The sequence below is a fragment of the Sporosarcina sp. 6E9 genome (genome assembly GCF_017921835.1).
Classification (GTDB): domain Bacteria; phylum Bacillota; class Bacilli; order Bacillales_A; family Planococcaceae; genus Sporosarcina.
On sequence record NZ_JAGEMN010000001.1, the window covers coordinates 389734 to 408175 of the forward strand.

General features: G+C 40.3%; 16 protein-coding genes. 14 read left to right on the plus strand and 2 right to left on the minus strand.

What is annotated here, in order from left to right; genetic code table 11:
• Nucleotides 1–348 precede the first annotated feature (348 nt).
• The 8 genes from metA to J4G36_RS02170 all read left to right on the plus strand — a co-directional run bounded on the left by metA (nt 349) and on the right by J4G36_RS02170 (nt 7920).
• Entirely contained in the window at nt 349–1257 is a 909-nt protein-coding gene (metA, locus tag J4G36_RS02135) for a homoserine O-acetyltransferase MetA (protein ID WP_210468240.1), read from the plus strand.
• A 21-nt stretch (nt 1258–1278) separates the two neighbouring features.
• The gene (locus J4G36_RS02140; RefSeq protein ID WP_210468243.1) at nt 1279–1467 is read left to right on the plus strand and encodes a hypothetical protein; all 189 of its coding nucleotides are present in this window, start codon (nt 1279–1281) and stop codon (nt 1465–1467) included.
• 448 nt (nt 1468–1915) lie between these two features.
• Complete coding sequence (locus J4G36_RS02145) at nt 1916–2155, plus strand: ferredoxin family protein (protein WP_210468246.1); 240 nt, start codon at nt 1916–1918, stop codon at nt 2153–2155.
• Nucleotides 2156–2231: 76 nt separating this feature from the next.
• On the plus strand, nt 2232–2843 hold the full coding sequence (locus J4G36_RS02150) for a pyroglutamyl-peptidase I (protein WP_210468248.1): 612 nt from the start codon (nt 2232–2234) through the stop codon (nt 2841–2843).
• 330 nt (nt 2844–3173) lie between these two features.
• On the plus strand, nt 3174–4145 hold the full coding sequence (locus J4G36_RS02155) for a S8 family peptidase (RefSeq protein ID WP_210468251.1): 972 nt from the start codon (nt 3174–3176) through the stop codon (nt 4143–4145).
• 189 nt (nt 4146–4334) lie between these two features.
• Complete coding sequence (locus tag J4G36_RS02160; protein WP_210468255.1) at nt 4335–5087, plus strand: DeoR/GlpR family DNA-binding transcription regulator; 753 nt, start codon at nt 4335–4337, stop codon at nt 5085–5087.
• Complete coding sequence (gene pfkB / locus J4G36_RS02165) at nt 5084–6013, plus strand: 1-phosphofructokinase (RefSeq protein WP_210468257.1); 930 nt, start codon at nt 5084–5086, stop codon at nt 6011–6013. Before J4G36_RS02160 ends, pfkB begins: the two co-directional genes overlap by 4 nt.
• Nucleotides 6013–7920, plus strand: coding sequence for a PTS fructose transporter subunit IIABC (locus J4G36_RS02170; RefSeq protein WP_210468260.1), 1908 nt, complete (start codon nt 6013–6015; stop codon nt 7918–7920). The genes pfkB and J4G36_RS02170 overlap by 1 nt, the downstream gene beginning before the upstream one ends.
• A gap of 45 nt (nt 7921–7965) precedes the next feature.
• On the opposite strand, the gene J4G36_RS02175 is transcribed toward J4G36_RS02170, so the two are convergent.
• Complete coding sequence (locus J4G36_RS02175) at nt 7966–8625, minus strand: HAD family hydrolase (RefSeq protein WP_210468262.1); 660 nt, start codon at nt 8623–8625, stop codon at nt 7966–7968.
• Nucleotides 8626–8760: 135 nt separating this feature from the next.
• Nucleotides 8761–9363: a spore coat protein gene (locus tag J4G36_RS02180; RefSeq protein WP_210470385.1), complete on the minus strand. Its 603-nt coding sequence runs from the start codon at nt 9361–9363 to the stop codon at nt 8761–8763.
• Between the two features lie 164 nt (nt 9364–9527).
• On the opposite strand from J4G36_RS02180, the gene J4G36_RS02185 reads away from it, so the two are divergent.
• From J4G36_RS02185 to gdhA, 6 genes are all read left to right on the plus strand, one after another.
• On the plus strand, nt 9528–10313 hold the full coding sequence (locus J4G36_RS02185; protein WP_210468265.1) for an MBL fold metallo-hydrolase: 786 nt from the start codon (nt 9528–9530) through the stop codon (nt 10311–10313).
• A 26-nt stretch (nt 10314–10339) separates the two neighbouring features.
• Complete coding sequence (locus J4G36_RS02190; protein WP_210468268.1) at nt 10340–11998, plus strand: FAD-binding dehydrogenase; 1659 nt, start codon at nt 10340–10342, stop codon at nt 11996–11998.
• A gap of 545 nt (nt 11999–12543) precedes the next feature.
• The gene (locus J4G36_RS02195; RefSeq protein WP_210468270.1) at nt 12544–13833 is read left to right on the plus strand and encodes a LysM peptidoglycan-binding domain-containing protein; all 1290 of its coding nucleotides are present in this window, start codon (nt 12544–12546) and stop codon (nt 13831–13833) included.
• 129 nt (nt 13834–13962) lie between these two features.
• Nucleotides 13963–15651, plus strand: a complete 1689-nt coding sequence (gene ilvD / locus J4G36_RS02200) for a dihydroxy-acid dehydratase (RefSeq protein WP_210468282.1) — start codon at nt 13963–13965, stop codon at nt 15649–15651.
• A 57-nt stretch (nt 15652–15708) separates the two neighbouring features.
• Entirely contained in the window at nt 15709–16491 is a 783-nt protein-coding gene (locus J4G36_RS02205) for an HAD family hydrolase (RefSeq protein WP_210468284.1), read from the plus strand.
• Between the two features lie 533 nt (nt 16492–17024).
• A complete protein-coding gene (gdhA, locus tag J4G36_RS02210; protein ID WP_210468287.1) occupies nt 17025–18407 on the plus strand; it encodes an NADP-specific glutamate dehydrogenase in 1383 nt (460 codons plus the stop codon).
• Nucleotides 18408–18442 lie beyond the last annotated feature (35 nt).

Sequence of the window (18442 nt, forward strand, 5' to 3'; positions counted from 1 at the left end):
CCTCGTCCGCTACGCTACCTGCGGGGTCTCACCTGTTCCGCTTATTCCGCGGGAGTCGCCGCCCTCCACTGCAATCAACTAATTTCATAATAAATAGGAGGTCATTTAGAGTGGTCTTCTGTGCTAAGTCACTTTCGAATCATTTTTGCGGGTGAAATATCCTGACTTGCAAGTAAAATCTTTTGAGTGCAAGGAAAACACAAGTGAGTGAAATCGAACTTATTAATGAAGGTAATTTCCAATTATATTAGAAGAAAACTTTCACTCGACTCGAATTAATAGAAAATAGTGTATACTATTGAGAAATGATAAATACATATAATGAAAAGGTGAAAGGGGAGAGTTCATTTGCCGATAAATATACCAGAAGGATTGCCAGCACGACAATTGTTAAAAGAAGAAAAGATATTTATTATGGATGAGGATCGTGCCAAGATGCAGGATATTCGCCCACTTAATATTGCAATTTTGAATTTGATGCCTGAAAAAGAACGTACGGAGTTACAGTTGTTGCGTTTATTAGGGAATACGCCACTTCAAGTAAATGTGACTTTTTTATACACGGCAACCCATAATTCTAAAAATATTAGCAAATCACATCTAGATAATTATTATGAAACATTTGATGATATAAAGGATCGTCGATTTGACGGGTTAATCATAACGGGTGCGCCGATTGAACATTTACAATTCGAAGATGTTAATTACTGGGGCGAATTGACAAAGATAATGGACTGGTCGAAAGAAAATGTGACGTCGGTTTTACATATTTGTTGGGGTGCGCAAGCCGCGCTGTATCACCATTATGAAATTGATAAATATGAGTTACCCGAAAAATGTTCTGGCGTGTTCAGTCATCGTTTATCAGATGCGACAGTGAAGCTTGTACAAGGGTTCAACGACGAATTTAACGCGCCGCATTCACGCTATACGACTGTTTCATCTGAAGAAATTAGAAGAAACCCAAATTTGAAATTACTAGCGGAGTCCGATGATGCAGGTGCATTTATAATCATGTCGAATGATGATAAACATATTATGATTACCGGTCACCTAGAATATGATGCAGATACACTTGCTGAGGAATATGCAAGAGATGTAGCGAAAGGCATTGATATCCATGTGCCAGAGAATTATTTTCCGAATGATGATCCAACGAAGAAACCATTAAATACGTGGCGGTCTCATACACATTTACTCTTTTCGAATTGGTTGAATTATTATGTATACCAAGAAACACCTTTTGAATGGAAATGAAAGATTGAGGTGTAAATTGCAATGAAGAAAAGAAATACTGGGTTTATACTAATTGTTCTAGCGATGATTATCTATATACTTTCTAAATTTCTAACGTTATCGCCAATCATGTGGAAATTATTTTTTGCAATAAATATTGTATTGAACGCAGTAGGCGCCTTCATACTTTTACTTTATATACGGGAAGAAACCAAAAAACGGAAAAGTTAAATTGGAAAAGGGATATTCTCATTTCGAGAATATCCCTTTATTTATTAAGGTAACATTAAATTTTTGAATTGATTTTTCATCTCAAATGTTTGAGAGAATAATTTCCATAGAAAGTATGAACTTTCTTAACCGCGGTAATTTGCTCCACTAGGCGTCTTCTACCTAAGCAACGTAAACCCTACCTACTTTTACGTCCTTGCGACCCTATAGTCGCGCCAGTGTGAATAAGTATATCAAAAACATTACGTAGAATGCCAGAACATCAAATCTCATTTGTTACCCAAATTTCTCAACTGATTAACTATACCGCATTTACTTATGAATGTCAACACCGTTGTTTTAAGTCACATTAAATACAAACATTAGGGTTTTTATTTTACATAAAGTATATTAAACTAAAGGATAGAAGCTAGATTGAAGCTGAAAAAATATAAAGGGGGCGTATATGATGGCCTATGTGATAACATCTGCTTGTATTACAGAAAAAGCAGCGGATTGCGTGATGGTATGTCCGGTTGATTGTATCGAAGAGGGCGAAGATCAGTTCTTCATCGACCCAGATGTTTGTATAGATTGTGGGGCTTGTGTTGCGGCATGTCCAGTTGAAGCAATTTACCACGAAGAAGATTTACTTGATGAGGATCTGCCATTTTTAGAAAAAGCGAAAACATTTTATAATATTGCTTAATTAACCATAAAGATATTCTCCTTAATCTAGAGAATATCTTTTTTTTCTAAATAAAAATATTAAGGTGGAGTGGCTTATGAAAAAACTACTACTCACGGGATTTGAACCTTTTTTGAAATTCACAGTGAACCCGACGATGAAAATAGTCGAAGAATTGCATGGAGAAACAATTGGGAACTATAAAGTTTATGGCGAAGTATTACCTGTCGATTTTGCGTCCTCGGGCAGCAAACTCTTAGCGCATATTGAAAAGATTAAGCCAGATGCGGTTATATCGTTAGGACTTGCTGGGGGGCGCAGTAAAATAACACCTGAGCGAATCGCGATCAATGTGAAAGACGGGGATGCTGATAACGAAGGAAATAAGCCTACTGATGAAGTGATTCTCAAAGAAGGGAATGATGGGTATTTTTCGACTTTACCCATTAGAGACATGGTGAATCAGTTGCAAGCATCGGGGTTTCCAGCAGCTATTTCGAATTCCGCGGGAACTTATTTATGTAATAACGTCATGTACATGGCGCTTTATTTTGCGCACGAATTTCAACCGAATATGAAGTGTGGTTTTATTCATATTCCAGCTTCGCACGAATTGGCGATTCAACACGGCGGGATTCCGAGTTGGTCCCATGAAGATTTGAAAAAAAGTGTTTCCATATGTATTGAAGCGTTAAGTTCCGATGAATGAGAGAAATCTTGGGGTGACGCGAACGTGTAAGCGTATGTTTCGCTAAGTGGTTTGAATATTGTGGATTCGGGTAAACAAAAATAACCTCAAGTATGTCATCGATGAATCCTACAATCAACTGTCTACCAAGCCCATATCGTACTGTATGTGCCAAGTATCCATTCACCTTTTCCACTCTTATAGTTCTTCTTTCTCTTTAATTCATAAATATATATAAATTTTATTCTCTCGTTTTTGATTAATTAAACAATTGCACGATTTCACGTCAGTTTGCTTCTACACGGAATGTGGGATTTGCCAATATATTATTAAAATATGAGGGGGAGAAAAATGAAACGATTTGTTCGTGCGATTCCATTTCAAGTAAATCAACAGGCCAATGAAGTCAACGAAGTCCCGAGCGGCATTGAATTGATTCAGGCGCCAAAAATTTGGCAAGAAACGAAAGGGAAAGGTGTTACAATTGCTGTTTTGGATACAGGCTGTGATATAGACCACCCCAATCTAAAAGATCGCATTATTGGTGGGAGAAATTTTACAGATGACGACGCAGGGAAATCTGAAATATATCAAGACTATAATGGCCATGGTACCCATATAGCTGGGACGATTGCGGCAAGTGAAACGAATGCCGGAGTAGTTGGAGTGGCTCCGGAAGCGGATTTGTTGATCGTGAAAGTTCTTAACGAACAGGGGTCTGGACTACATGATTGGATTATCGCAGGTATCCATTATGCGATTGAACAAAAAGTAGATATTATTTCGATGTCGCTCGGCGGGCCTGATGACAATTATGAACTTTATGCAGCAATAAAACTAGCGATTACAAATAATATCTTGGTCGTTTGTGCTGCTGGGAATGATGGGGATGGCGATGATAGTACAGATGAATTCGCCTATCCAGGCAGCTATAATGAAGTTATTTGTGTAGGCGCGATTAATTTCGATCGACTTTCTAGTGAATTTACAAGTTCTCACAATGAAATTGATCTAGTGGCGCCTGGCGAAGAAATCTTATCAACCTATTTAAATGGGAAATATGCTACTTTAAGCGGAACTTCGATGGCAGCCCCTCATGTTTCCGGGGCATTGGCGCTCATTAAGGTTTGGGCGCGTAATTATTTTGGAAGAGAACTTACTGAGCCGGAGTTATATGCACAACTAATCAAAAGAACTGTTCCGCTCGGTTTTTCTCCAAAGCTCGAAGGTAACGGGGTTATCTATTTGACAGTCCTAGAGCATCTTGACAAGGTATTTGATCAAGAGTTTGTGGATCATGTTTTACAGGAGTGTTCAGTTTAAGTGTCAGTTATTTGATTGGGATGTTTTCTCGCTGGTCCCACATATGAAACCATAAAAAAGAGGATTGGAATTCTAAGTAGAATTCCAATCCTTTTTTTTGGGGGTGACTGTTTTTGGTTGAATATGATTGACTTTGGATGATTAGTTGGCTACTATAAAATTATTAAACACATTCGAGGTGTTGTTGGCTTGTTAACGACTGAGCGACAAGATTTGATTTTAAATTTATTGGCCGAAAAGAAAACGATTAAAGTACAGGATATAATTGATATAACAAACGCATCAGAATCTACCATTCGTCGTGATTTGACTGAGCTTGAGAATCAACATAAACTGACTAGAATTCATGGTGGAGCGACTATAAATGAACGCAAACGACATGAACATAGTATTCTAGACAAATCAACCAGAAACCTTCAAGAGAAAATAGAAATTGCAAAATACGCGGCGTCATTCATTGAAAATCAGGACTGTATTTATCTCGATGCGGGAACGACGACATTGCATATGATACCTTTTATAAACAATAAAGAGGTTGTAGTTGTAACGAATGGCCTCACTCATGTTGATGCCTTAGTGAAACATGGGATAACTACGTATTTAACGGGTGGATACGTCAAAGGGAAAACGAGCGCACTTGTCGGGTCCCAAACGATTCAATCGTTGGAAAATTATCGTTTTGACAAATGTTTTTTAGGCACCAATGGATTCCATGAAGAGTTTGGCTACACCACGCCAGATCCTGAAGAAGCCGCAGTAAAAAGGCTGGCGAGCAAGCTGGCAGAAAAAACATATGTCCTGGCTGATCATTCAAAGTACAAGAAAGTAAGCTTTGCAAAATTTGAAGACATAAAGAATGCGACTTTGTTGACAGGAAAACTTGATATGACGTCACTTGAAAGATTGAAGAAAAAAACAATAGTAGAGGTGGCTTTAACATGATCTATACATGCACGATTACGCCAAGTTTGGACTACACAACTTACTTGCCTGAACTACGATTGGGGGAATTGAACCGCACATCTGATGTGTTTTATTATCCTGGTGGGAAAGGGATAAATGTATCACGGGTGCTTCAAAGACTTGGTAGTAGCAGTATTGCGCTGGGATATATTGGTGGTTTTACTGGTGAATACATTACGGACTTGCTTAAAGAAGAGGGAATATTAACAGATTTTATTCGAACGGAAGATATTACGCGCATCAACGTGAAAGTTAAGGCGGCGGAAGAATCAGAGTTGAATGGGCCGGGACCTAGCATTAATGAATTTCAACAACAAGAATTGCTTGGAAAGGTTCAAGCGATGACATCGGGCGACTGGTTCGTTTTGGCGGGAAATTTAACAGATTCAATTCCAACTTCATTTTTTAAGGAAATTGCGGCGATTTGTGGAGAAAATAACGTTAAGTTTGTTTTGGATACATCAGGAACTGCGTTAAATAATTTAATAGACACGAAACCGTTTCTTGTCAAACCAAATATTAATGAACTTGGTGACTTGTTTAATGTCGAAATATCGACTAAGGAAGAAGCTTTTTTCTACGCTCAGAAACTTATTGGAAAAGGAATTCAGCATGTCGTTGTATCGATGGGTGGGGAAGGCGCGCTACTGGTAACGAATGATCTAGCGTTAATAGCAGAAGTACCAAAGGGTCAAGTCGTTAACTCGGTTGGTGCTGGCGATTCACTTGTAGCTGGATTTTTAGCATCATACACGAAAAATGAAAATGCGACTGAGGCATTTCGATATGGGGTCGCTAGTGGAAGTGCGACTGCTTTTACATCTGATTTATGCGAAAAAAATGATGTTGATCATTTGCTAGAAAAAATTACAATTCGTTCGCTAGCAGAAGGGAATGAGAAATAATGAAAATCACGGATTTATTGAGAGAAGAAACGATTATTCTAGATGTCCAATCAAATTCGAAACCAACAATATTAAAAGAATTGGTAGCCCAATTGGACCAAGCAGGAACACTAAATGATAAAGATGCTTTTATGACAGATATATTAGCGCGTGAAGAGCAGAGCACGACGGGGATTGGTGATGGTATTGCGATTCCTCATGCGAAGTCTGCTGCCGTAAAGAAACCGGCAATTGCATTTGGTCGATCAACTGATGGAATTGACTTTGAATCACTTGATGGAAAGCCTGCGCATTTATTCTTCATGATTGCGGCGAGTGATGGGGCAAACAACGACCATCTGGAAGCGCTTTCCAGACTTGCGACATTTTTAATGGATGACAACTTCCGCGAGAAATTACTTGCTGTAACATCGAAAGAAGATTTGTTAGCGATTGTAAATGAAAAAGAAATCGAGGTAGACGGACCGAGTGAAGTAGTTGAGGATGCACCGAAAGTCACAGGAAAGATCCTTGCGGTTACGGCTTGTCCGACGGGAATTGCGCATACGTTTATGGCTGCTGAAAAACTCTCTGAAACTGCGAAAGCAATGGGTATTTCGATTAAAGTTGAAACAAATGGTTCGAGTGGCGTAAAAAATCGGTTGACGGATGCTGAAATCGCAGAAGCTGATGCAATTATTGTAGCTGCAGATACGAAAGTTGAAATGGCACGTTTTGATGGTAAGCCTGTTATTCAAATTCCTGTTGGAAAAGCAATCTATGAAACTGAGACAATATTAAATCGTGCGATAAGTAATGATGCACCGGTTTATAAACATGATGGTGCTAAAAGTAGCGACGAGAAACCGGAATCTCAAGGCGGATTTTATAAGCATTTGATGAACGGTGTTTCCAACATGCTTCCATTTGTTGTTGGAGGCGGTATATTAATCGCATTGTCATTTTTCTGGGGAATCGAGTCGGGTAATCCGGACAGTCCCGAGTACAATGCATTCGCGGCAATGCTAAGTGAGATCGGCGGTGGAATGGCATTCTTCTTGATGGTGCCTGTTTTGGCTGGATTCATCGCCTCGAGTATTGCGGATCGTCCTGGTTTTGCACCGGGTATGGTTGGTGGTTTGATTGCCATTTCAGTTACCGGCGTAGAAGGGGCCGCTGGTGGATCTGGATTTTTAGGCGGATTAATCGCTGGTTTTCTAGCGGGATATTTAACCTTGCTTGTTAAGAAACTATTTTCGAAGTTACCAGATTCACTAGAAGGGTTAAAGCCGGTATTGTTTTTCCCGGTATTTAGTATTGCGTTGACAGGATTGGCTATGATGGTTATCAATCCGCCATTAACAAAGATTTATACGGGATTGACTTCGTTTTTGGAAGGACTTGGCGGAACTAACGTTGTGCTAGTTGGAATCTTATTAGGCGCGATGATGGCAATTGATATGGGTGGGCCGGTAAATAAAGCGGCGTACACATTTGGAATTGCGATGCTTGATGCGCAAAACTTCACGTTCATCGCTGCAGTAATGGCGGCAGGAATGGTTCCTCCGCTAGGGATTGCACTTGCAACAACATTGTTTAAGAAACGTTTCACGAAGCAAGAAAGGGAAGCTGGGAAAACCGCGTACGTTCTCGGTGCCTGTTTTATAACGGAAGGCGTTATCCCGTTTGCTGCAGCTGACCCGGCGCGTGTGATTCCAGCGTCGGTTGCAGGAGCTGCTGTTACAGGTGGACTTTCGATGTTCTTTGATATCGCTTTACGTGCACCACATGGCGGCGTGTTTGTCATGGGGCTGGTCGAGGGCGGTGTGGGAAGTATACTACTTTATGCGCTGGCGATAATTATCGGTACAATTGTAACTGCACTCCTTGCAGGGATGCTAAAAAAGAATAATCCACAGCTTGTATAAGCGTCAAAAACCCGTTGCTAATTTGGTTCATAGCAACGGGTTCTTTTAAATGATTTTCCATTTTCTCTTTTTAGCAATGGATTTTAATTGTTCTTCGGGTTGGACGGCTACCGGATTTCCGACTAGATCAAGCACGGATAAATCTGAATAACTGTCTGCATATGCGAAACTATTATCCCAGTCAATTTTTTGATTTGCTAAAGCTGTTTCAATTTGTTCGTTTTTTTCAGTGCCTTGGACATGAAGAATCGGTGTTTTTAAGTCAATCACTGAATTCTTGATAGGAATATTCGTCCCGATGATTTTATCGAATGGCAATCCGTCTACCGCAATATGTAAAAGTGGTGTATAGGCGCCGGAAACAAGCATGACATGTACGCCGTCTGCTGCATGTTGTTTAACTTTAGTAACGACGTCCGGATTAAAATCTGCTTTCATTTTCGTGGCGACTTCACGGAAATAGGTATCCATTTCTTCGACGGATAAATCTTTCAACGCATCCAAATAAATTTGCATGGAACGTTCGCGCATTTTATGTTTCGGATACACTTTCATTTTATGGCCAATGTAAGGTGGTAAAATAGAACGGAAAAATCGTTTATACCTCGTATGATAAACTGGATGTTCTTTTAAATGATCCATCATAATTTGAAATGTTTCTTTTGCATACAAAGTTCCATCAAAATCCACAATTGCAACCCGCATCACTATCACCATTTCCTTCCAATCAATTTACCTCTAGTGAAAATGATACAGTGTTTTGGGAGCTTCTGCAATGGAGGTCCGTCAAAAAGAATAAAGCCGGGGATGGGAGCCCTCGGCTTAAAAATATTTTACTTATTACTGTAAATTCTGCTGTTTTGGCATTGCCGGTTGACCGCCTGTTGCAAATGAATTAAGTAACTGCTGCATATCTTGCTGGGCGAGTTGTGGCACTTGATAGTAATGGTGTTTATTTTGATAAATCGCAAGCTCGTAAGCCATCTCGATACAGTTCGGAATAGAATCCGCGAGAACACGGCGCAGGACTGGATTACAGGTTTCAAGCGCAGCCATCGTCTTGCCCGAGGCTGCCGTTTTAGCGGCATCAAGCATGAATCCAGAAATAATTTCATCGGATATTTCTGATTCTGATTGGATTGGTTTTTTAGGTTGGGAGTCTTTCATGCCGTATACAAAGTCATTGCCCCCCGTCATTTTATAACTTCCGGTCGGATGTGAAGGATTTTTTCCCGTCTTAAAAGCTTCTACAGTAATGTTGTATTCATCTAGAGCAAAGCGGTATTGCCGATCCATAATACCGAGTAATTCTGGATCCTTTACTTGCGGGCGTAATAATATCATTTGGTTTAAAGCTGCAACTGATCCTGAAAGAACTTCGTGAACATCGAATAATTCATGACCACCATGATTCATTTGCGCGGGTACATTACCTGTATGCATGTTTTGATGAGTTTGGCCGCCGTTTTGATTTTGATCCAACTAAAATTCCTCCTACTAATAAAAGTTATTTTGCATCACCCGTAGTATGGATGTAGAATTAGAAGATATTCATTAATTATATTGAAAAAACAAAATACGCTTTTTCGGCAAAAGGGGTCAATTCGATGGAAATTATTACATATAATGATTTGGTTCAAGCTGAATTTGTAAATAAATTTGCAGGCCGACAGTTGTTAGTGTCCGTGTATTTTATTGATGGGCTTCTAATAGATACAGGCCCGAAGAAAATGATAGAAAAACTAACGCCGTTATTAAATGAATGGGATATTAATGAAGTCATTTTAACACATCATCATGAAGATCATACAGGCGCAGCAAGATGGATTCAGGAAAATAAAAAAGTCCCGATATATATTCATGAAACTGGAGTGAATTATTGTAATAAACGGATGAAGCTTCCATTTTACCGAAAAGTATTTTGGGGAGAACGAGCGCCTTTCGAAGCTCAGCCATTGGGAAACAAGTTCAAAACACCGAATTATACTTGGGATATCATTCATTCACCCGGCCATTCACACGATCATATCGTTTTATATAATCGAGAAAAAAAGTGGCTTTTCGGCGGTGATCTGTATGTACAATCAAGACCAAGAAGCTTATTTTCATTTGAATCGATTCCACAAATCATAAGCTCATTGCGTTTGATATTGACGTATGATTTTGAAACATATATTTGTTCCCACGCAGGTATTATTCCGAACGGAAGAAACGTTATAGAGGATAAATTAGCCTACTTGGAGAAAATACATCAAGATGTATTATCGATGCACGAAAAAGGAAAAACCAATCGTGAAATTCGTAAAGAATTATTTCCAAAAAGTCATCCGATGAACTATTTTTCTCTCTTTGAAAACTCGCCAATTCATATTGTGAACTCGATTTTGAAATAAATACGTAATAAAAAAGGGGGATTTTTTTGGCGTATGATGCGATTGTCGTAGGTGCTGGATTGGCTGGTTTAGTGGCCACGGTTGAACTGACCGATGCTGGAAAGAAAGTGCTGTTGTTAGATCAGGAACCGGAAGCCTCTCTCGGGGGACAGGCATGGTGGTCGTTTGGTGGATTGTTTCTCGTTGATTCGCCGGAGCAGCGAAGACTCGGCATTAAAGATTCTTTTGAGCTGGCATGGAAAGATTGGTTGGGAACAGCGGGTTTTGACCGAGAAGATGATGAAGACTTTTGGGGAAGAAAATGGGCCGAAGCTTATGTTAAATTCGCTGCGGGTGAAAAGCGGGACTGGTTACGTGCTCGGGGGATTCGCTTTTTTCCAGTTATCGGCTGGGCGGAACGCGGTGGTCATCTTGCGGAAGGTCCTGGAAACTCAGTTCCTAGGTTCCATATTGTTTGGGGAACCGGCCCAGGGATTGTTAAGCCATTTGAAGATAAGGTCCGTTCTGCAATACAAAGAGGATTAGTCGAATACCTTCCGCGACATCGTGTCGATGAATTATTAACGGAAGATTGTGCTGTAATTGGAGTGCGCGGTTCTCGCCTCGTTCCGAGTTCTGCCGCTCGCGGGGAAGCAAGTTCACGAGAGGTTATTGATCATTTTGAAGCTTACGGGAAAGCAGTTTTAGTAACGAGTGGTGGCATCGGTGCAAACGAAGAACTTATACGAGAAAACTGGCCATCACGTCTTGGGGAAGCACCAAAAACAATGATTTCAGGTGTTCCCGCGCATGTTGATGGACGGATGCTGGGAATTACAGAAAGTGCGGGAGGAAGAGTCGTTAATCGAGACCGGATGTGGCATTATACTGAAGGCATTAAAAATTGGGATCCAATATGGGCGAAACATGGCATACGTATTTTACCGGGACCATCTTCTCTTTGGTTGGATGCAAAAGGGCAACGACTTCCAGCCCCAAATTTTCCGGGATTTGACACGCTGGGGACGCTTGAAACGCTTCGGAAAACCGGTCATGACTATTCGTGGTTCATTCTGACACAGGACATCATTGAAAAAGAATTTGCATTGTCTGGATCAGAGCAAAATCCCGATTTAACAGGAAAAAGTATTAAAAAGGTATTGCAGCGCATTCTGCCAGGTCCAACTGCTCCCGTGCAAGCGTTTATTGATAAAGGCGAGGATTTTATTGTCGCTAATAATGTGGAAGATCTAGTTGAAGGTATGAATAAATTGACAGGTGAGAATCTTTTAGAATTAGAAGCGATTAAGCGCTTAATCGTATCAAGAGATCAAGATGTTGAAAATTCATTCACGAAGGACCTTCAGATCATCGCTTTGCGCGGTTCTCGTAAGTATATTGGCGACCGGTTAATTCGAGTTGCATCTCCACATAAAATTTTGGATCCCAAAAAAGGTCCAATCATCGCTGTTCGATTGCACATCGTTAGTCGAAAGACATTGGGCGGGTTACAGACGGACTTATCGGGTCGAGTTCTAAATTCTACCGGTGTGCCTGTAAGCGGTTTATACGCCGCAGGTGAGGTGGCGGGATTCGGCGGCGGGGGCGTTCACGGCTATCGGTCGTTAGAAGGAACTTTTCTTGGGGGCTGCCTCTTCTCTGGAAGGGAAGCAGGAAGAGGCCTAGTTAAAGCGCTAGAGTCATAATTATATAGTGAAATGCCGAAGCTCAATGTAGGTGAGCTTCGGCGTTTTTGATTTACTTAATGAAGTTATGGTCGTTTGTTTTGAGGTGTTCGTCGATTTTGTGAAGCGGTTAGTCGTTTACAATAGGTTATTAGTCGTTTCGGCGGCTTTCAATCCTGCTTTTCAGTCTTTATTCATGTAGTTGAGAATGGATTCTAGTTGGTCCCAGTTGGGGTTTAAAATTAGAACTGGAAGAAATGTAAAGACGAATAATAAGAGTAAGTTTGCGCAGAAAAATATTCGGAAGACTTTTTTGAGCTTCAAGCGTTTCCCTTCCTTCGACTATATTTTTCTTCAACCCATAGGCGATTGCCTTGTCATCATTAGTGTATGCCAATTAATTTGAAAGGGCATATGTTTTCTGGAAATAAATCATTTTTTCTGCTAATCATGATTAATTGCATGCTACTAAATTTGATGGCTTCTTAATTGTATGCATATTAAGCTTGTCACATCAATAAACTTTTAGAGAGAGTGTACTTTTTGACAGAAAGGTAGATGAGCGAATGCAAATCCACGTTGTTCAGCGGGGGGAAAACTTATATGCGATTGGTAAGACATATGGCGTATCGGTAGAAGTAATTGCAACAGCAAATGAAATACCGGATCCATCCAGACTTGTAGTAGGGCAGGCGTTGGTCATTCCCGTCGAGGGAAGTTTTCATATTGTGCAACCCGGAGAATCATTGTTTAGCATTGCAAGACGATATGGTACCACGATAGCCGCGCTTGCGAATGCAAACAGTTTAGCTACCACTACGATGTTGCAAATTGGTCAAAGGCTTCAAATTCCACAAAAAACAAAACTGGAAATTGAAACGATGCTTTATGTAGAACCTCGCACGCCGGTTACAGAAGCGATGATTACAGAAGTTCGTGCTAAAACGAGTGGAACCTATTTAACTTATTTAGCGATGTTTAGTTATCAAGTGTTGCGAAATGGTTCGTTACAAGCACCTACAATAGATGATATCCCACAAATTGCAAGCTCCAATGGCGTTGCAAATGCAATGGTTGTAAGTAACCTGGAAAATTACCGATTCGAACCTACACTTGCACACGCAATTCTTACGGATATAGCTTTACAAAATCAGTTGTTTGGAAATATCATTCAAGTGGCAAATGATGTCGGATACAAAGACATTCATTTTGATTTCGAACTACTATTTCCAGCTGACAGACAACTTTATAATAATTTTCTTAGTCGCGCTAGAACTCGATTGCATATGGCTGGGTTCACAGTATCAACAGCAGTTGCACCAATGTCTAGTAATGTGCTGACGGGCATATATGGTGGACATGATTATGCGGCACATGGTGCTTTAATGGATTTTGTTGCACTTATGACGTATGAGTGGGGATATACGTACAGTGAACCACAAGCGGTTAGTCCAATCATTCCTGTGCGGCGGATTGTGGAATATGCGACAAGCGTTATGCCAAGTAATAAAGTCATGTTGGGACAAAATTTATATGGTTATGATTGGTCGTCACCGTTCGCTACACAAGGCGGTGCGCCCGCGAAAGCGGTAAGCCCACAACAAGCCATCGCAATTGCGTTACGAGAAAATGTGGCAATCCAATATGATTATGTCGCGCAAGCACCGTTTTTCAACTACTATGATGATGCTGGCGTCTTACATGAAGTGTGGTTTGAAGACGCGCGAAGCATTCAAGCTAAGTATGATTTGATCAAGCAGTTTAATCTCCGGGGCATTATGTTTTGGAAACTCGGTTTAGCATTTCCGCAAGCTTGGCTGCTGTTAAAAGATAATTTTAAGATACGAAAAAGATGATACTTACAAGACTAGTAATCCTTTGCATTTTATTTGCGGGGGATTACTATTTTTATATTAATTTGTAAGAAAACATTGAACTATATAAAAGATGTCGTATAATAAAACAATGAAAGAGGAGGAATTAGAGTGAAAAAAGATTTGAGAATTCATAGTAAAGTATTCAGTGAAGGTACGAAGCGAGCGCCAAACCGCGCGATGTTACGTGCTGTTGGGGTAACAGATGAAGATTTTGAAAAACCAATGGTAGGGATTGCTAGTACCTGGAGTGAAGTAACACCTTGTAATATACATATTGATAAATTGGCGATAGCCGCGAAAAAAGGTGCAAGAGATGCCGGAGCAGTTCCGATGATTTTTAATACCATTACGATTGCGGATGGAATTTCAATGGGCACAGAAGGCATGCGTTATTCCTTGCCTAGCCGGGATGTTATTGCCGACTCTATTGAAACTGTTGTTGGCGGCGAAAACTTAGATGGGCTTGTTGCAATCGGAGGCTGCGATAAAAACATGCCTGGTTGTATGATTGCAATCGCAAATTCTGAAGTACCAGCTATATTTGTTTATGGTGGTACAATTGCCGCAGGGAAACTGCACGGAGAAAGTATCGATTTAGTTTCAGTTTTTGAAGGTGTTGGGCAATTAAATAGCGGACAAATCGATGAAGAAGAACTACGAAAAATTGAATGTCACGCATGTCCTGGTGCTGGTTCTTGCGGTGGTATGTATACTGCAAACACAATGTCATCAGCCATTGAAGCACTCGGCATGAGTTTACCGGGCAGTGCATCAAACCCTGCAGTTTCGGGGGATAAACTAGCGGATTGTGAAGAAGCAGGTCATGCACTTTATAATTTAATGGAAAAGGGTATCTATCCCAAAGATATCATGACGAAAGAAGCGTTTGAAAATGCGATTACAGTTGTCATGGTATTGGGTGGATCTACTAACGCTGTTCTTCATCTCCTTGCTATGGCACATGCCATTGAAGTGGATTTGACGATGGACGACTTTGATCGTATTCAAAAGAAAACACCACATCTTGCAGATTTAAGACCTAGCGGAAAGTATGTAATGGAAGACTTGCACCGAATTGGCGGCGTACAAGCCGTTATGAAAATGCTTTTAGAAGCTGGTTATCTGCACGGAGATTGCTTGACTGTAACCGGTAAAACAATTGCGGAAAACTTGAAGGAAGCGCCTGATTTAGCTGAAGGCCAAAAAATTATCATGCCATTTGAAGAAGCTTTAAGTGATGAAGGTCCTCTAGTTATCCTGAAAGGGAATCTCTCACCAAATGGAGCGGTTGCAAAAATGTCTGGCGTGTCAGTCAAGACGCATACAGGTCCTGCTCGTGTGTTTGATACGGAAGAAGAAGCAACAAATGCTGTAATGGAAAACAAAGTTAAAGAAGGCGATGTCTTAGTAATTCGATATGTCGGTCCAAAAGGTGGGCCGGGAATGCCGGAAATGCTTTCGATTTCTGGTATACTTGTCGGTAAAGGGTTGGGTGAAAAAGTTGCACTCTTAACGGACGGAAGATTTTCCGGCGGGACACATGGACTAGTCGTCGGTCATATTTCTCCAGAAGCACAAGCTGGTGGACCAATCGCTTTTATTCAAAATGATGATGAAATAACAATTAGCGCAGAAACGCAAGAAATAAAGGTTGCAGTTTCTGATGAAGAATTTGCAAGACGTAAGAAAGATTGGGTTGCACCACCATTACACACACGCGGGGTTTTAGGAAAATACGCTCATAACGTATCCTGTGCGTCAATCGGTGCAGTAACAGATTTTTTCAATCGTAAATAACTTGAACGAACGCTCCTAGTCTGACTAGGGGCGATTCTTTATGGATAGGGGATAACAATGATTAAAGCAATAATTTTTGATTTGGACGATACATTATTATGGGATAAGAAAAGTGTTGCGACAGCTTTTCAAAAGACTTGTGAGGCGGCTACCAACAGTTATGATGTTGATCCTAGCGAACTTGAAGCGGCTGTTCGGGAAGAAGCGCGCGCATTATATGAAACTTACGAAACTTATGAACATACAAAGCTGATAGGGATTAACCCATTTGAAGGATTATGGGGTACGTTTGATGATGCGGGAGAGAGTTTTCAGAAGATGAAGGAAATCGTTCCAACTTATCGACGTGAAGCGTGGACTCGCGGTCTTAACCGTCTTGGCATTAAAGATGCTAAATTGGGCAGTGAACTAGCAGAACTGTTTATCGAAGAACGGAAAAAAAGCCCATTTGTTTATGAAGAAACTTTTCAAGTGCTGGATAAACTAAGAAATGATTACCAGCTAGTATTACTAACAAATGGCTCACCGAGTTTGCAAAATACCAAACTTGAAATTACACCTGAAATTGCACCTTATTTCGAGCATATCATCATTTCGGGAGGGTTTGGCATAGGTAAGCCGGATCGAACAATATTTGATCATGCGTTGGAACTATGCGATGTGAAACCCAGTCAAGCGTTGATGGTCGGGGATAATTTAATGACGGATATTCTAGGCGCATCCTATGTTGGTATTCCTTCTGTATGGATAAACCGAGAGAACAATGAACCGCATAATGAAATCAAACCGACTTATGAAATCGAAAACTTGGAAGAACTATTTCCGATACTGGAGAAATAAAGAAAAGGCCTTTCGTATGAGAGGCCTTTTTTCATTACACTTATTCTTTGTTAATAAAATCCAAGACTATCTGCATGATTTCGATATCGGGTTTAATCATAAGGATGGGAAGAAAAGCAAAGACAAATAACAACAAGAAATTTGCACTCACGATTGTTCGTATTATTTTCATAGGTTTCATCGCAATTTCCTTCTTCCTTTTACTAGATTTAAAAAACTTATCAGATTACTCGCGTTGTCTGAATACTAGAATAATACGCCTTTTTATTGAAAAAATAAAGTATTTTATATTGGAATGTACACAATATTGATTTATTTTTTCAAATATTCATGTTGAATGTATCGAGATTTAATTGTATTATAAAGAAATATACTAAATTCGTGTAATTTAACATGATTCAGCGGAAGCCCGTCATTTCAACAATTAAAGGGGAAGTATACTTTTGTGATTCACAATACGCGCTGGATTTTATTAAAGCCTACGAAACGGTCTTATTGATGTAATTTGACTTAAAGGAAGGACTGATGATATTTTGGCAAATTTAAATGAAACTTATGAAGATCCAAAAAAACTTGCAAATGATTATGTCCATGAGGTTTATTCTTTGATAAAAAAGCGAAACCCTGGGGAAACAGAGTTTTTACAAGCAACCCGGGAGATATTCGATTCATTACGTCCAGTTTTCTCAAAAAACCCACATTATATTCGTGATGGCATATTAGAAAGAATTACCGAGCCGGATCGAATTATCACCTTTCGAGTTGCTTGGGAAGATGATCAAGGAAAAGTCCATGTCAATCGTGGGTACCGAGTACAATTTAATAGCGATTTAGGACCTTATAAAGGTGGTATTCGATTCCACCCTTCCGTCAATACGAGTATTATGAAGTTTTTGGCGTTCGAACAGATATTTAAAAACTCCCTTACTGGCCAACCGATTGGAGCTGGTAAAGGGGGTTCTGATTTTGACCCTAAAAATAAGTCTGAGCGTGAAATTATGCGTTTCGTTCAAAGCTTTATGACTGAGTTAAGTAAGTATATCGGTCCGGATCTCGACGTTCCGGCTGGAGATATTGGCGTAGGTCGAAGAGAAGTTGAATATATGTCCGGACAGTACAATCGTATCCATGGCGGCCATAAGGCGGGCGTCTTTACGGGGAAAGACCCGAATTACGGCGGAAGTTTGGGTAGGAAAGAAGCAACTGGCTACGGAACCATTTACTTTGCTGAAGAAATGTTGAAAGTGAATGATTTAACCTTTAATGGAAGCCGAGTTGTTGTATCAGGATCTGGGAATGTCTCGATTTATGCAATGGAAAAAGCAATTGAACTAGGTGCGAAAGTTGTTGCATGTAGTGATTCCAGCGGTTATATTTATGATGAAAATGGTATAAACGTTGAAACTGTAAAGCTGTTGAAAGAAGTAGGTAACAAGCGTATAAAGGAATATAAAAAGTTCCATTCCAGTGCCAAGTATTTTGAAGACTGCACTGGAATCTGGTCGATCAATTGCGATATTGCTTTGCCATGCGCAACTCAAAATGAAATCGATGAGGCGGCAGCCCATAAACTTATTAATAATAATGTAAAGGCAATTGCAGAAGGCGCAAATATGCCATGCACAAAAGAAGCGATTGACTTATTCGTCGAAAATGATGTCCTATTTGCTCCGGCGAAAGCCGCGAATGCTGGCGGTGTTGCCGTATCGGCAATGGAAATGTCGCAAAACAGTATGCGCCTCAACTGGACATTTGAAGAAGTCGACGCAAAACTTAAAGAAGTAATGCATGAAATTTTCCAAAGTTGCTTAACTGCTTCAGAGGAATATGGGCGACCCGGCAATTTAATTGTCGGCGCGAACATTGCAGGTTTCTTAAAAGTTGCAGATGCGATGATGGCCCATGGCATTCGATAAGTAATTAACTAGAACACTAGACAATGCGTCAACAT

Bases quoted from the DNA above. Each gene is read 5' to 3' on its own strand.
- J4G36_RS02205 (WP_210468284.1), top strand. From the start codon at position 15,709: ATGATTAAAGCAATAATTTTTGATTTGGACGATACATTATTATGGGAT.
- J4G36_RS02145 (WP_210468246.1), top strand. From the start codon at position 1,916: ATGGCCTATGTGATAACATCTGCTTGTATTACAGAAAAAGCAGCGGAT.
- J4G36_RS02155 (WP_210468251.1), top strand. From the start codon at position 3,174: ATGAAACGATTTGTTCGTGCGATTCCATTTCAAGTAAATCAACAGGCC.
- J4G36_RS02150 (WP_210468248.1), top strand. From the start codon at position 2,232: ATGAAAAAACTACTACTCACGGGATTTGAACCTTTTTTGAAATTCACA.
- J4G36_RS02195 (WP_210468270.1), top strand. From the start codon at position 12,544: ATGCAAATCCACGTTGTTCAGCGGGGGGAAAACTTATATGCGATTGGT.
- J4G36_RS02180 (WP_210470385.1), bottom strand. From the start codon at position 9,363: ATGCATACAGGTAATGTACCCGCGCAAATGAATCATGGTGGTCATGAA.
- J4G36_RS02140 (WP_210468243.1), top strand. From the start codon at position 1,279: ATGAAGAAAAGAAATACTGGGTTTATACTAATTGTTCTAGCGATGATT.
- J4G36_RS02185 (WP_210468265.1), top strand. From the start codon at position 9,528: ATGGAAATTATTACATATAATGATTTGGTTCAAGCTGAATTTGTAAAT.
- pfkB (WP_210468257.1), top strand. From the start codon at position 5,084: ATGATCTATACATGCACGATTACGCCAAGTTTGGACTACACAACTTAC.
- J4G36_RS02175 (WP_210468262.1), bottom strand. From the start codon at position 8,625: ATGCGGGTTGCAATTGTGGATTTTGATGGAACTTTGTATGCAAAAGAA.
- J4G36_RS02170 (WP_210468260.1), top strand. From the start codon at position 6,013: ATGAAAATCACGGATTTATTGAGAGAAGAAACGATTATTCTAGATGTC.